This window comes from Actinacidiphila guanduensis, from assembly GCF_900103985.1.
Lineage (GTDB): Bacteria > Actinomycetota > Actinomycetes > Streptomycetales > Streptomycetaceae > Actinacidiphila > Actinacidiphila guanduensis.
The window spans coordinates 260,788-273,682 of sequence record NZ_FNIE01000002.1; the positions used below are offsets into that span (position 1 = coordinate 260,788).

General features: G+C 72.5%; 11 protein-coding genes and 1 pseudogene. 6 read left to right on the forward strand and 6 right to left on the reverse strand.

Features of this window, described 5'->3' with window-relative positions; genetic code table 11:
• Window positions 1-127 precede the first annotated feature (127 nt).
• Complete coding sequence (locus tag BLR33_RS04420; protein WP_093782934.1) at window positions 128-1,003, forward strand: DUF72 domain-containing protein; 876 nt, start codon at window positions 128-130, stop codon at window positions 1,001-1,003.
• Window positions 1,004-1,352: 349 nt separating this feature from the next.
• Here BLR33_RS04420 and BLR33_RS04425 read toward each other — a convergent pair whose 3' ends face one another.
• From BLR33_RS04425 to BLR33_RS04440, 4 genes and pseudogenes are all read right to left on the reverse strand, one after another.
• Complete coding sequence (locus tag BLR33_RS04425; RefSeq protein ID WP_093782935.1) at window positions 1,353-2,261, reverse strand: LLM class flavin-dependent oxidoreductase; 909 nt, start codon at window positions 2,259-2,261, stop codon at window positions 1,353-1,355.
• A 429-nt stretch (window positions 2,262-2,690) separates the two neighbouring features.
• Window positions 2,691-3,773 carry a MerR family transcriptional regulator gene (locus BLR33_RS04430; protein WP_176930122.1) on the reverse strand — a complete coding sequence of 361 codons (1,083 nt, stop codon included), beginning with the start codon at window positions 3,771-3,773 and terminating at the stop codon, window positions 2,691-2,693.
• A gap of 199 nt (window positions 3,774-3,972) precedes the next feature.
• A complete protein-coding gene (locus tag BLR33_RS04435) occupies window positions 3,973-4,875 on the reverse strand; it encodes a metal-dependent hydrolase (RefSeq protein WP_093782937.1) in 903 nt (300 codons plus the stop codon).
• 17 nt (window positions 4,876-4,892) lie between these two features.
• Window positions 4,893-5,801, reverse strand: a pseudogene (locus BLR33_RS04440) (alpha/beta fold hydrolase); the annotation flags it as partial.
• A gap of 230 nt (window positions 5,802-6,031) precedes the next feature.
• Between BLR33_RS04440 and BLR33_RS04445 the strand changes: the two are divergent.
• The 5 genes from BLR33_RS04445 to BLR33_RS04465 all read left to right on the forward strand — a co-directional run bounded on the left by BLR33_RS04445 (window position 6,032) and on the right by BLR33_RS04465 (window position 10,770).
• The gene (locus BLR33_RS04445) at window positions 6,032-7,036 is read left to right on the forward strand and encodes an ABC transporter ATP-binding protein (RefSeq protein ID WP_093782938.1); all 1,005 of its coding nucleotides are present in this window, start codon (window positions 6,032-6,034) and stop codon (window positions 7,034-7,036) included.
• A 4-nt stretch (window positions 7,037-7,040) separates the two neighbouring features.
• Window positions 7,041-7,976, forward strand: coding sequence for an ABC transporter permease (locus BLR33_RS04450; RefSeq protein WP_407639641.1), 936 nt, complete (start codon window positions 7,041-7,043; stop codon window positions 7,974-7,976).
• Window positions 7,973-8,890 carry an ABC transporter ATP-binding protein gene (locus BLR33_RS04455; RefSeq protein ID WP_093782939.1) on the forward strand — a complete coding sequence of 306 codons (918 nt, stop codon included), beginning with the start codon at window positions 7,973-7,975 and terminating at the stop codon, window positions 8,888-8,890. Before BLR33_RS04450 ends, BLR33_RS04455 begins: the two co-directional genes overlap by 4 nt.
• 13 nt (window positions 8,891-8,903) lie before the next feature.
• Complete coding sequence (locus BLR33_RS04460; RefSeq protein ID WP_093782940.1) at window positions 8,904-9,674, forward strand: ABC transporter permease; 771 nt, start codon at window positions 8,904-8,906, stop codon at window positions 9,672-9,674.
• A gap of 244 nt (window positions 9,675-9,918) precedes the next feature.
• On the forward strand, window positions 9,919-10,770 hold the full coding sequence (locus BLR33_RS04465; protein ID WP_176930123.1) for a rhomboid-like protein: 852 nt from the start codon (window positions 9,919-9,921) through the stop codon (window positions 10,768-10,770).
• Here BLR33_RS04465 and BLR33_RS04470 read toward each other — a convergent pair.
• On the reverse strand, window positions 10,694-11,566 hold the full coding sequence (locus BLR33_RS04470) for an HAD family hydrolase (protein WP_093782941.1): 873 nt from the start codon (window positions 11,564-11,566) through the stop codon (window positions 10,694-10,696). The two genes, BLR33_RS04465 and BLR33_RS04470, sit on opposite strands and share 77 nt — an antisense overlap.
• Complete coding sequence (gene serS / locus BLR33_RS04475) at window positions 11,563-12,849, reverse strand: serine--tRNA ligase (RefSeq protein ID WP_093782942.1); 1,287 nt, start codon at window positions 12,847-12,849, stop codon at window positions 11,563-11,565. Before serS ends, BLR33_RS04470 begins: the two co-directional genes overlap by 4 nt.
• Window positions 12,850-12,895: the final 46 nt, after the last annotated feature.

Below are 12,895 nucleotides of genomic sequence, written 5' to 3' on the forward strand. Positions count from 1 at the left end.
CGGACGGCTCTTGGCGGTTCGGGTGACCCTTGGCGGTCCGGGCGACTCTTGCCAGCCCGGGCGACGGCCCGTCACCAGGGCGCTTCTCGCACCGCATTGGCGGCGGACGGCGGGGAAGGCGGCGGGCGTGGGAGAGATCCGGGTCGGCACCTGCTCGTGGACGGACAAGGCGCTCGTGGCGAGCGGGTGGTACCCGGCGGGCCACCGCGATCCGGAGGGACGGCTGCGGTACTACGCCGAACAGTTTCCGGTCGTGGAGGTCGACGCCACCTATTACGGCCTGCCGAGCGCGCGCAACAGCACCCTGTGGGCCGAGCGCACGCCCGACGGCTTCCGCTTCGACGTCAAGGCGTTCTCCCTGCTCACCGGCCATCCGACGCAGCCGCGCGCACTGCCGGCCGACCTGCGTGCGGCCTTCGCGCGGCAACACGGGCGCGGCGGCACCGACCCGCGCCTGCTCGACGAGGTCTGGCACCGCTTCGCCGACGCCCTCGAACCGCTGCGGCAGGCCGGGCGGCTGGGGGCGGTGCTCTTCCAGTTCCCGCGGTGGTTCGCACCGGGGTTGCCCGCGGCGGAGAGCCTGCGCCGCTGCCGCGAGCGTACGGCGGGCTGGCCGCTGGCCGTGGAGTTCCGGCACCCCGGCTGGTGGGGCGCCGACCGGATCGCCGGCACGACCGCGCTGCTCACCGAGCTGGACGCCGCCGCGGTCGCCGTGGACATGATCCAGACGCTGCCCGCATCGATCCCGCCCGTCGCCCAGGTCACCTCACCGCGGCTCGCGGTGGTGCGCTTCCACGGCCGCAGCGGCGCCTTCGGCACCGGCACCAAGGAAGACCGCTTCCGCCACACCTACACCCCGGACGAGCTCGCCGCCTGGGTGCCGCGCATCCGCACGATGGCCGAGCGGGCCCACGAGGTCCATGTCCTCTTCAACAACTGCTGCGCCGACGCGGCCCCCCACGCCGCAGCCACCATGCGCCGCCTCCTCACCGACAATGGCTGACGTGCCGGGACGACTCCCCGCGGCCGCGGGGTGCGCCCGGCTCCCGATTACCGCGCACGTCGAAGTCGACGCGCTCCAGTTCGTTGGCCCCCCGCCCTGGCCGTCGGCGACGAGGCAACGACTCAAGGGAGCCGAGGCCGCGGAACTCGATGACGACGGCCGCGGGGCAGCGATAGCCCAGGAACTGGCGGTCCGGCCCGAACCCGTCCCAAAGGTCTGCAGGTCGGACCCTGAGCCCGACACCCGCGGGTTCCGAACCCCGCCGGTTCGGCCTGTTTTGCGCGGACCGGAAGTCCATCGCAGCGGTCGGCCGGAAAGGGTCCGCGCCCGTGCGGGCCAGGAATCCCGCTCAGGAGCGGAGCTGTCCCGGGGCTTCGGTGGCGATGCGTTCGAAGGTGGCGTGGTCGTAGGCGAAGTCGGGGGAGTCCGGGATGGGCCAGTGGACGACGATCTCGGTGATGCCCGCCTCGGCGTGGCGGCCGGCGAAGTCCACGAAGGCGGCCACGGACTCGAAGGGGGTGGCGCGGTCGGGGGTGAATCCGGTGAGGAGGATCTTGGGGACGCTGTCGGGGTCGCGCGCAGCGTCCAGCAGGGCGCCCGAGAGACGGTCGATCTGGCCTCGAACGGCGGCCAGGGACTCCTCGGGAGTGCCTGTCTCGTACAGGGCCGGGTCGCCGGTGGTCACCCATGCCTGCCCGAACTTCGCGGCCAGGCGCATGCCGCGCGGGCCGGTGGCCGCGACGGCGAACGGCAGGCGGGGGGTCTGCACACAGCCGGGGATGTTGCGGGCCTCGAGAGCGGAGTAGAAGCGGCCGCTGAAGGTGATGTCGCCCTGGGTCAGGAGGCGGTCGAGGAGTTCGACGAACTCGGCGAAGCGGTCGGCGCGCTCCTTCGGCGTCCAGGGCTGCTGTCCCAGGACGGTCGCGTCGAACCCCGTCCCGCCGGCCCCGATCCCGAGCGTCACCCGGCCGCCGCTGATGTCGTCGAGCGTCATCAACTCCTTGGCGAACGGCACCGGTTCCCGGAAATTCGGCGACGTGACAAGAGTGCCCAGCCGGATCCTGTCGGTCACCCCGGCGGCTGCGGTGAGCGTCGGGACCGCGCCGAACCATGTGCGGTCGCGGAACGGTACCCGCCACGACAGGTGGTCGTAGGTGTAGGCGGCGTGGAACCCGAGCTCCTCGGCCCCCTCCCACACCTTCCGCCCATCGGCCCAACGGTAGATCGGCAGGATCACGGTGCTCAGACGCAGACTCATGCCCGGAGCTTACGGCCGCCACGCACAACTGCCCTGCCCAACGACGGTCCCGGCCACGTCGTCGCCGCGCCACGCTCCCCTCGGGCTACGCCTGCTGATGAAGCGGCTCCGGCTCACCGCTCCGCCGGATCGGGCGCCGCGGGTCGAGCCGTACTGCTCCCTGCGGACCGTGTCGCGCACCGCCAGGCGACTACTGCTGACCGTGACGGGACTCCGGTTTGCCGCTTGGTCGGATCGGGCGCCGCGGGTCGAACCGCACCGCTCCCTGCGGGCCGTGGCGCGTCTGCCGGGCAACTACCTCGCTCCCGTACCCGCGCTCTCCGTGTTGCTCAGCAACGTGCACGCTGCCGTATGCGCCGACACCCCGCCCAACCGGCTGACTACCCGGCCGCCTCCTATCCCGCACGGGGGCTGGCCGGGTGCGTAAGGTCAGGTGCCCGAATTTCCCAGATGGCTCCGCCCATTGCCATCCGGGTCCGGGTCCGTAGCTGTTGTCGCGGCTGCAGCTGCGTTCCGTCGTGCCGTTGCGGTCAGGGCGTCCATTCGGCGCGCGGCCACCTCTCGTTCGGCGGCCGCCGCCACGAACGCCGCCACCTGCCCGGCACCCACCAGATCCCGTACTGCCCGCACGGTCGGCTCCGGCAGCGGTACGTCGGCCGTCGACGGCGGGGTGGCGGGCGCGGGAGCCGCCGTGACCGTCCCCGTCCCCCTCTCTGTGACCGTTGCCGCCTCCGTGGTCGTCACGGACGCGCCCGGGGCCGGAGCCGCGACCGCCTCGCCGAGGTGGCGGCGGATGTGCTCGGTGGCCCGCAGCCGCATCGCCCGGGCCAGCTCGGCGTCGACCGTCTGCTGGGCCAGTGGGCGCAACCGGCGGATGAGCCCGGCGGCCTCCGCGGCCTCCTCCTCGCTCGGCGGATGGTCCAGGAAGCGCTCGAAGACGTACTCCGTGGTGAACTCCAGGAACCGCTGCGAGATGTGCTCCACCTGCCCGCGCAGCTCCTGGAGGTGGTCGGTGATCGCCGGCAACGGGACCCCGGCCCGGTGCAACTCCACCGCGACCGCCAGCTCGCTGGGGCTCGGTACCTCGAACTCCTCGGAGTCAGGCACCGGCACCAAGACGCCCAGCCGCACCGCCTCCTGGATCGCCGCCTCGTCCGTCACCCCGCCGAACGCCGCCGCCAGCTCCTCCCGCCCGAGCCGCGCCGGCCGCTCGTCCGACCACGGCCGGTCCACTTCCCCGACCAGCCCCAGCACCCCGCCCAGCCCCGTGCCCGAATCCCACGCCGCCAGCAACTCCTTGATGCTGGCCAGGGTGTAGCCCCGTTCCAGCAGGTCGGCGATCTGACGCAGCCGGGCCAGATGCCCGTCGTCGTAGACGTTGGCCCGGCCGTGCCGCACCGGCTTGGGGAGCAGCCCACGGTCGGTGTACGCGCGGATCGTGCGCACGGTCGTACCGCTGAGGTGGGACAGGCCCTCGATGCGGTACCCGCGCTGCCCTTCCGCTGTGGTCACCCTCAACTCCTCGCTGCTCGGGCCCCGATGAGGCGCCCCTCGGGCTCCCCTCCGGCACCCTCCGGACGCTGGTCAGGCGTCGGCTGGGCGCCGGTCGTGCGTCGGCTGGGCGCCGGCCGCGCCCCGTCAGTGCCAGCTGGGCGCCCCCAGCACCCGTCAGGCACCGGCAGCGCGCCACCGGCCGGGCACCACCGGCGGGTCACAAAGCCGCGTCCTGCTCCGTCCCCTTCTCGCCGGACGCGGCCGCCCGCGCCGCCGGGGACACCGCCAGGTACTCCTCCGCCCGGCGGAGCGAACCCTCCTGCGACGGATGGTACGACCGCCGCAGGTAGCGGGGCATCGCGGCGTTCAGCGACGCCCACGAAGGGAGCAGCCCGCGGCGGGCAGCGGCCCGGTGGTCCCTGAACCGGTAGCGCCCCCGGTCCAGTTGCGGGTCGTGCCGCATCAGGTAGCGGGCCCCGGCCACCCACAGGTAGAACAGCGCCGGCCAGGCGAAGGCCATCCCCTCCACCCTGCGCAGGTAGCGCACCGCGCCCTTGCCGCCCGCGTGCTGGTACATGTCGAAGGCGACAGCGCGGTGTTCGACCTCCTCCGCCCCGTGCCAGCGCAGCAGGTCGAGCATCACCTCGTCGGCGCCCACGTCGTCCAGCGCCTCGCTGTCCAGCACCCAGTCGCCGAGCACCGCGGTGAAGTGCTCTATCGCGGCTATCAGCGACAGCCGGAACCGCAGCCACTCCCGGGGGCGTATCGGCAGGCCCCGCGGCGGGCGCTCGCCGAGGAGCACGTCGAACATCCACTCCACGTGCCGGGTGTAGGCGGCCGTGTCCAACTGCTGCTCGGCCAGGTGCTCCAGCACATACGCGTGCTGGACGCTGTGCGTGGCCTCCTGGCCCATGAAGCCCTTGACGTCCTTGAGCAGCTGCTCGTCCGTGACCAGGGGCAGCGCCTCCTTGAACACCTTGACGAACCAGCGCTCGCCGGCGGGCAGCAGCAGGTGCAGCACGTTGATGACGTGGGTCGCCGTGGGCTCGCCCGGAATCCAGTGCAGCGGTGTCCGCTTCCAGTCGAACGCGACCCTTCGGGGCCTGATCGCGTGGCTCACGGCTGTGCCTCCTCACGCTCCACGGCGGTGACGAAGTCGGTTGTCCAGTCGGCGATGCGGTCCGGTTGCGACCTGGGGACCCAGTGCCTGGCCGGCAGGCGGTGCCGGGTGAGCCGGGGCACCCACCGGTCCAGGTCGTCGTAGAGGTGCTCGGACAGGAAGGCGTCGCGGGTAGGGACGATCAGCTGGACCGGGACGTGCGCGCGGGGGTCGGACCGGGGCCGGCCGAGGCGGCGGCGGATGTTGTCGCGGTAGAGCCAGGCGCCGTGCGCGGCATCCTGCGGCAGCGACACCGTCGGGTATCCGTCGGAGGGGACACGCTCGGCACGGGCGAGCAGCCTCGGCCACGCGCGGCCGAGGGCGCCGCGCCAGGCCAGTTCGGGCAGCACAGGGGTGTGCAGCGCGTACACGTACCAGGACTTGGCGGCCTGCGCGGCGAGTTGGGCGGTGCCGCGTGGGGTGGGATGGCGGGTGCGCGCCTTGATCCAGTGGCCGAAGTGGTCGAGGCAGGGCCCGGAGACGGAGGTGAAGGAGGCGAGGCGGCCCTTCGTCGCGGCGGACGTGGCGAACTCCCAGCCCTGGACCGAGCCCCAGTCGTGCCCGACGAGGTGCACCGGGCGGTCCGGGCTGACCGCGGCGGCCACCGCGAGGAAATCCTCGGTCAGCTTCTCCAGGGTGAAGCCGCCGCGCAGCGGCGCGGGCGCGGTGGAGCGGCCGTGGCCCCGCACGTCGTAGCAGACCACGTGGAAGCGGCCGGCCAGCCGGTCGGCGACCGCGCTCCAGACCTCCTTGCTGTCCGGGTAGCCGTGCAGCAGCACGACCGTCGGCGGACCGCCGGGCGCGGGCGCACCGCGCTCGGTCACGCACAGCCGCACCCCGGCGCCGGCCACGAACCGCTCGCGCACCTCCGCCTGTTCCCCGCCCATCGCCATCACCCCGTCCCGCCCGGCCCCGTGTCCGGTCACCGCATCAACACTGACAGTGATCAATGTGACATCGAGCGATGGCAGGGTCAAGACCTCCGGCACCACCCGGAGAAGATCTCACTCTTCCGAGTGCCTTCCCCTACGGGTGGTAAGCCGTGAGTCGTACACAGAGAGCAGACCCCGGGGGGACGCGGTGACACCGCCCGGACCTCTACGGTCGGAGCGTGACTGTGATCGCTACCGAGAGCCTGAGCAAGCGGTACCCACGGGTGACCGCCCTCGACCGGCTGACCGTGGACATCACGCCCGGCGTGACCGGGCTGGTGGGGGCCAACGGGGCCGGCAAATCGACCCTGATCAAGATCCTCCTGGGGCTGTCGCCCGCCAGCGAGGGCCGGGCCACCGTGCTCGGCCGCGACGTGGCGACCGACGGCGCCGAGATCCGCGCCCTGGTCGGGTACATGCCCGAGCACGACTGCCTGCCGCCGGACGTGTCGGCCACCGAGTTCGTCGTGCACATGGCGCGGATGTCGGGGCTGCCGCCCACCGCCGCCCGCGAGCGCACCGCCGACACCCTGCGCCACGTCGGGCTCTACGAGGAGCGCTACCGGCCGATGGGCGGCTACTCCACGGGCATGAAGCAGCGCGTCAAGCTCGCCCAGGCGCTGGTCCACGACCCGGAGCTGGTGCTGCTCGACGAGCCGACCAACGGCCTCGACCCCGTCGGGCGCGACGACATGCTCGGCCTGATCCGCCGCGTCCACACCGACTTCGGCATCTCGGTCCTGGTCACCTCCCACCTGCTCGGCGAGCTGGAGCGCACCAGCGACCACATCGTCGTCATCGACGGCGGCCGGCTGCTGCGGGCCTCCTCCACCAGCGACTTCACGCAGGCCACCGCCTCCCTCGCGGTCGAGGTCACCGACCGGGAGGAGGAGCTGCGGAAGGCCCTCACCGCGGCCGGGCTGACCGCGCGGCCCTCCGGCCACCTGCTGCTGGTCGACATCGCGGGCGAGGAGACGTACGACACCGTGCGCGACGCGGTGGCCGGCCTCGGCGTCGGCCTCGTGCGCATGGAGCAGCGCCGCCACCGCATCGCCGAGCTGTTCATCGACGACACGCAGGACGGTGAGGGCGCCGCGGAGGACGGCGGCCGCTCCACCGGACCGGAGCCGCAGCTGGCCGAGGCGCTCGCCGCCGGCGCAAAGGAAGGAGAGGGCAGTGACGCAGCCTGACCCGATCCCCACGGCAGCCACGGCAGCCACGGCCGCCGCGCGGCCCGGCGTCGCCGCCGGTCCCGCGGACGTCATCCACAACATCGGCTACCGGGCGTACGACGGCCCCCGCCTCGGCCGCGGATACGCGCGCATGTCCCTCTACAGCCAGAGCCTGCGCGGCGCCTACGGGCTCGGCCGCAGCGCGAAGTCCAAGGTGCTGCCGATGATCCTGCTGGCCGCGATGTGCGTGCCGGCTCTGATCATCGTCGCCGTCACGATCTTCACCGACCGCACCTCGCTGCCCCTGCAGTACACCCGGTACGCGGTCGTCACCCAGGCCGTGATCACCCTCTTCCTCGCCTCGCAGGCACCGCAGTCCGTCTCGCGCGACCTGCGCTTCAAGACCACTCCGCTGTACTTCTCCCGCCCGATAGAGGTCGTCGACTACGTGGCGGCCAAGTTCGCGGCACTCGCCTCGGCGCTCTTCCTGCTGACGGTGCTCCCGCTGCTGATCCTCTACGTCGGCGCCCTGCTCGGGAAGCTGGACTTCACCGACCAGACCGCCGGGTTTGCGAAGGCCCTGGTGTCCGTCATTCTGCTGTCCCTGCTCTTCGCGGGCATCGGCCTGGTCATAGCGGCCGTCACCCCGCGCCGCGGCTTCGGCGTGGCCGCGATCATCACCCTCTTCGTGATCACCTACGGGGCGGTCTCCGCGCTGCAGGGCGTCGCGTCCACCCAGGAGAAGTGGGACGTCATCGGCTGGGTCGGCCTGTTCTCGCCGATCACGCTGATCGACGGGCTGCAGACCTGGTTCCTCGGCGCCACCTCGGCCTTCCCGCACGCCGCGGGCCCGCCCGACGTGGCGGCCGGCTGCGCCTACCTGCTGGTCGTCGCCGGGATCATCGCCGGCAGCTTCTCGCTGCTGGTCCGCCGCTACCGGAAGGCCGGCCTGTCATGAGCACCATCGGCATCAACGCCGTCTCGCGCTGGTTCGGCAACGTGGTGGCCGTCAACGACATCACGATGTCGATCGGCCCCGGCGTGACCGGCCTGCTCGGCCCCAACGGCGCGGGCAAGTCCACCCTGATCAACATGATGGGCGGCTTCCTCGCCCCCTCCGCCGGCACCGTCACCCTGGACGGCACCCCCATCTGGCGCAACGAGCAGGCGTACCGCGAGATCGGCATTGTCCCCGAGCCGGAGGCGACCTACGACTTCCTGACCGCGCGGGAGTTCGTGGTGGCCAACGCCGAGCTGCACGGGCTGCCGGAGCCGGGCGTGGCCGCCCGGCGCGCGCTGGCCACCGTGGAGCTGGAGTACGCCCAGGACCGGCGGATCGACACCTACAGCAAGGGCATGCGGCAGCGCGCCAAGATGGCCTCCGCGCTCGTCCACGACCCCTCGGTGCTGCTGCTGGATGAGCCGTTCAACGGCATGGACCCGCGCCAGCGCCTGCAGCTGATGGACCTGCTGCGCACCATGGGCGCGCAGGGCCGCACCGTGCTCTTCTCCTCGCACATCCTGGAGGAGGTCGAGCAGCTCGCCCACCACATCGAGGTGGTGGTGGCCGGGCGGCACGCGGCCTCGGGCGACTTCCGCAAGATCCGCCGCCTGATGACCGACCGCCCGCACCGCTACCTCGTCCGTTCCAGCGACGACCGGGCGCTGGCCGCCGCCCTCATCGCCCACGACTCCACGGCCGGCATCGAGCTGGACCGCGCCGAGGGCGGGCTGCGCATCCAGGCGGTGGACTTCGCCGGATTCACCGGTTTCCTGCCTCGGATCGCCCGCGACCACGGCATCCGGCTCTTCGAGGTCTCGCCCTCCGACGAGTCCCTGGAGAGTGTCTTTTCCTATCTGGTCGCGGCGTGAGGAGCGGCAGACGATGACCACCACCACCGCGCCACCCGCCGCACGACCGGCCGCGGGCCCCGCGCTCTACCACCCCACTGTCGCCCGGCTCACCTACCGGGCGCTGCTCGGCCGCCGTCGCGCCCTGCTGCTCCTCGGCCTGCCGGCGCTGCTGCTCGTCATCGTCGTCGCGGTGCGGACGCTCAGCGGCCAGGACGACGGCACGGCCGAGGACATGCTGCGCAGCTTCGCGCTGAGCCCGATGGTGCCGCTGATCGGCGTCATCGCCGGCACCGGCGCGATCGGCCCCGAGATCGACGACGGCTCGATCATCTATCTGCTGGCCAAGCCGATCCGGCGCTCGACGATCATCATCACCAAGCTGCTGGTCGCCATGGGTGTCACGGTGACCTTCTCGGCGGTGCCCACCCTGCTCGCGGGCTTCGTGCTCAACGGGAACGGCCAGAACATAGCGGTCTCCTACGCGATCTCGACCGCCGTGGCCTCGGTCGCCTACGCCTCGGTGTTCCTGCTGCTCGGCGTCATCACCCGGCACGCGGTCGTCGCCGGCCTGGTGTACGCGCTGGTGTGGGAGACGGTGATCGGCAACCTGGTGCCGGGCGCGAAGACCCTCAGCGTCCAGCAGTGGGCGCTGGCGGTCGGCGCCAAGGCGGCGCACGGCGACCTGGTGCACTCCGCGGTGTCGCTGACCACCGGCGTGGTGCTGCTGGTGGTCGTCACCGGGGCCGCCACCTGGTACGCCGCCAGGCGGCTGAGCACCTTGAAGCCGGTCGGCGACGAGTAGCCGGCGAAGAGGCCAGGAGCACCCCGGCAGCGGCTGGGAATCAAAGGAGGGACGGCCGGGAACAGCGAGGAATAGGAGGGCGAGGCGGCCGCGTTGGCTGCTGGGGAGCCGGGCGCGGCCACGGACTGGTGCGGCGTCCACTCCCAGCAGGCGGCCGTAGCGCCGGGTGACGGGTCGAGCGGGGGTGTGGCTGCTGGTGACGGTGGGGAAGCGGTACACAGCAAACCGGCCGAGACTGGTGCCGATGGCCCAGGAGACCTCGCACCACCCGACGGTGCCGGAACCACCGGCCCAGGTCGCCGAGCCGGCAGCGCCGGTTCCGGCGTCTCAGCAGGGCGTGCCCTTCGTACCCCTGGGGAGCGCGCCGCTTGCGGACGGCGCGGTGCCCGCCGAAGGAGCCGCCGTCCTGCCGCGTACCCGCCGCCGCACCCTGCCGGCGGCGTACCGCTTCTGCCTGGAGTGGGTACGCTCCACGCCGGGGACGCACCTGTGGCTGGGCATCATCGTGGTGACCAGCGTGATCGCCGTCGCGCTGCCGCCGCATGTGCGCGCCCACCTGCTGCAGCACGTCAGTACGAACCTGGTGGAACTGCGGCGGCACCCCTTCCAGGTGCTGGTGGCCAGCGCGCTGTGGATCGAGGGCACGGCGGCGCTGGCGCTGTACGCGGTGCTCTTCGAGGTGGTGCACGCCGTCGCCGAGCGCTGGATGGGGACGGCGCGCTGGCTGGCCACGGCGGCCTTCGCGCACGTGGGCGCCACCCTGATCAGCCAGCGCGCGGTGCTGTTCGGCATCAATGGCAACCGGCTGCCCATGTCGCTCGCCGAGACGGTCGACATAGGCGTCAGCTACGGGCTGGCCGGCGTCGCAGGGGTGCTCACCTACCGGGTGCCGCGGCCCTGGCGCTGGCTCTACCTCGCGGCACTGCTCGGCGCCTTCGGCTACCGGCTGATCGCCGTCGACACCTTCACCGACCTCGGCCACTTCACGGCCGTGCTGCTGGGCCTGGGCTGCTACGCGCTCACTCCGCCAGGCCCAGGAAGGCGAACTCCCGCTCCAGGACGACTGCGATCCCGTCCTCGTCGTTGGAGAGGGTGACCTCGTCGGCGACCGCCTTGAGGTCGGGGTGGGCGTTGGCCATGGCCACACCGTGCCCGGCCCAGGCGAACATCGGCATGTCGTTGGGCATGTCGCCGAAGGCGATGGTCTCCGCGGCGGTGACGCCCAGCCGCCTGGCGGCCAGCGACAGCCCGGTCGCCTTGGTCAGCCCCAGCGGCAGCACCTCCACGATGCCCTCGCCGGCCATGACGATCCCGACCAGGTCGCCCGCGGCCGCGGCGGCAGCGCGGGCCAGCGCGTCGTCGTCCAGGGCGTGGTGCTGGAGGTAGATCTTGTTGACGGGCTCGGCCCACAGCTGCTCGCGCCCCTCCATGAGGACGACGGGCAGCTGGGGGTTGTAGATGTAGCCCTCGCCGACGAGCACCTCGCCGCTGAGCCCGTCCCGGCTGGCGGCCAGGGCGAGCGGCCCCACCTCCGCCTCGATGCGGGCCAGCGCCAGGGCGGCGACCTTGCGATCCAGGGTGACGGACGTCAGCAGACGCCCGGTGCCCGCGTCGTAGAGCTGGGCTCCCTGGCCGCAGACAGCAAGGCCCTGGTAGTCGAGGTCGGCCAGGACGTGCCGGGTCCAGGGCACCGAGCGGCCGGTGACCACCAGGTGCGCAGCGCCGGCCGCCGCCACCGCCGCCAGGGCGTCGCGGGAACGCTGGGAGACCGTGCGGTCGCTGCGCAGCAGGGTGCCGTCCAGGTCGGTGGCCACCAGCCGGTAGGGCAGGCCGCGGCCCTCCTCCTGGGCGGAGGGGGCGGCGGCGGTGCCCGCGGTCGCCCGGGCCGTCACTTGGCCGGGGCCGCGGTCGGCTCCAGCAGGTCACGTCCGCCGAGGAAGGGCCGCAGCACCTCGGGCACGCGGACCGAGCCGTCGGGCAGCTGGTGGTTCTCCAGCAGGGCGACGATGGTGCGGGTGACGGCGCACAGCGTGCCGTTGAGCGTGGCCAGCGGGCGGGTGCCCTGCTCGTCGCGCTGCCGGATGTTCAGCCGGCGGGCCTGGAACTGGGTGGTGTTGGACGTCGAGGTCAGCTCGCGGTACTTGCCCTGGGTGGGCACCCACGCCTCGCAGTCGAACTTCCGCGACGCCGAGGCACCCAGGTCGCCCGAGGCCAGCTCGATCACCTGGAAGGGCAGCTCCAGGGAGCTGAGCCACTGCTTCTCCCAGGCGAGCAGCCGCTGGTGCTCGGCCTCGGCCTCCTCCGGCGCGGTGTAGACGAACATCTCCACCTTGTCGAACTGGTGCACCCGGAAGATGCCCCGGGTGTCCTTGCCGTACGAGCCCGCCTCCCGCCGGTAGCACGCGGAGAAGCCGGCGTACCGCAGCGGCAGCCGCGAGGCGTCGATGATCTCGTCCATGTGGTAGGCGGCGAGCGGGACTTCGGAGGTGCCGACCAGGTAGAGGTCGTCCTTCTCCAGGTAGTACACGTCGTCCTCGACCTGGCCGAGGTAGCCGGTGCCGGCCATGGCGGCCGGGCGCACCAGGTTGGGGGTGAGCACCGGGGTGAAGCCGGCGGCGGTGGCCTGGGCGATCGCCGCGTTGACCAGGGCGAGTTCCAGCAGGGCTCCGACGCCGGTGAGGTAGTAGAAGCGCGAGCCGGAGACCTTGGCGCCGCGGTCGGTGTCGATGGCGCCGAGCAGTTCGCCGAGTTCCAGGTGGTCGCGCGGGGTGAAGCCCTCGGCGGCGAAGTCGCGCGGGGTGCCGATCTGCTCCAGGACGACGAAGTCCTCCTCGCCGCCGACGGGGGCGTCGGGATGGACGATGTTGCCTAGCCGCAGCAGCAGTTCCTGCGCCTCCTCGGCGGCCTGCTGCTGCTCGGTGTCGGCGGCCTTGACCGCGTCGGCCAGCTCCTTGGCGCGCGCCAGCAGCGAGGTCTTCTCCTCGCCCTGTGCCTTGGGGATCAGCCGGCCCAACTGCTTCTGCTCCGCGCGCAGCTCGTCGAACCGGGTGCCGGAGGACCTGCGCCGCTCGTCGGCGGAGAGCAGGGCGTCGACGAGGCCGACGTCCTCTCCACGGGCGCGCTGCGACGCGCGTACTCGGTCCGGGTCCTCACGAAGCAGGCGAAGGTCGATCACGATCCACAGGCTACCGGGAGCAGGCCCCCACCGCGACAAGGAAAAG